Source organism: Arthrobacter sp. HMWF013 (genome assembly GCF_003061105.1).
Taxonomy (GTDB): Bacteria; Actinomycetota; Actinomycetes; order Actinomycetales; family Micrococcaceae; genus Arthrobacter.
Window position 1 is genome coordinate 1 of record NZ_QAIQ01000606.1, and the last position, 1,223, is coordinate 1,223.

Genomic DNA, 1,223 nt, shown 5'->3' on the forward strand with positions numbered 1-1,223 from the left:
CCGCTGAAGCCGCCACAGAACCAGTGCTGCGACGCCGTACCCCACAAACAATGCACCGTGAACCGGGCCGGCCACTTCCACGCCCACCTCCGTGGTCCGCGCGATCCATTTGAAGTACATGCCCGTCAGCAGCGCGGCCCAGCTGAACGCTTCGGCAATCGCGAGGATGCGAAAGGCCCGGATGGCAAAGGTCTGAGGAGTAATCGTCACGCGGTGTCTTCCAATCTCGTGCATTCGAATGTCACAGGATGTGTGGCCATCCTGACAAAAAACCGCCCCGGTTCCAGCTGAGCCGGAACCGGGGCGGTCCAATGGTTCTAGCGTCCGCGGTTGGGACGTGCCTTGTAGGGGTCGATTCCCTTGGGAATCGGGAGTTTGTTGCCGAGCGAGGAGATCCGCTTGGACACGGCGTTGACCTCGAGTTTGGTCAGTTCGTTTTTCAGCTTGGTCATTTTCTTTGCCACCTGGCTGATGGGAACCTGGCCCTCGCCCCGGCCGCTCTCGATCACATGGACCGTGACGTTGGGCAGGATACGGGCGAGGCGCTTGCGCTCGGCGTCGAGCATCGGCTTGACGCGGACGCTGGGTCCTTCGCTGACAAGCACGACGCCAGGGCGGCCTACTGCACGGAACACGGCGTCCTGGGTACGCGGGTTCACAGCAACCGGCTGGTCCTCGGTGATCCAGCCGCGCTTGAGCGTGCCCAAGGCTGCGCCCGAGGCACCGGGCTGGTTCTCGATCTGAGCGAAGGCGGCGCGTTCCGCACGCCGGGAGAGGATCAGGGTTGCCCCAAGCAGGCCCAGCGGAATGCCGATGATCAGGCCGGTGATCCAGTTCTCCAGCCAGAAGCCCACCAGGAAGCTGAGCGCGACAACACCCAGGAACACCAGCAGCATCAGCCACGGGACCATGGGGTCATGCCGGCGGGTCATGGTGAAGACTTCGCCGATCTGCTTGAGCCGGCTGGGCTTCTTGACCTTCGCTTCTTTGGGCTTGCGCGAGAAGAGGCCACGCTTCGGGGCGTCATCCGCCGCGGGAGTTGTGTTACTGGAATCAGGGGATTTCGCCATAGTGCCACAATTCTACGCGATTTAAGCCTGAAAGCCGGACGCCGGAAATAGTCCGGTGCCGGCCCTCAGGAATAAGAAGCAGCGAGCTTAGGCCCGGGCTGCGAGCAGTGAGCTGGCTTCCTGGCGGGTGCTGCCGGAGGACTCGATGTGGGC

General features: G+C 63.0%; 2 protein-coding genes. Both read right to left on the minus strand.

The window, feature by feature from the left end; all coding sequences use genetic code 11:
* On the minus strand, positions 1-210 hold a 210-nt coding region (locus DBR22_RS20410), incomplete at its 3' end, for a DUF3817 domain-containing protein (protein WP_375135002.1).
* A 107-nt stretch (positions 211-317) separates the two neighbouring features.
* Positions 318-1,070, minus strand: a complete 753-nt coding sequence (locus DBR22_RS20415; RefSeq protein WP_108600498.1) for a DUF4191 domain-containing protein — start codon at positions 1,068-1,070, stop codon at positions 318-320.
* Positions 1,071-1,223: the final 153 nt, after the last annotated feature.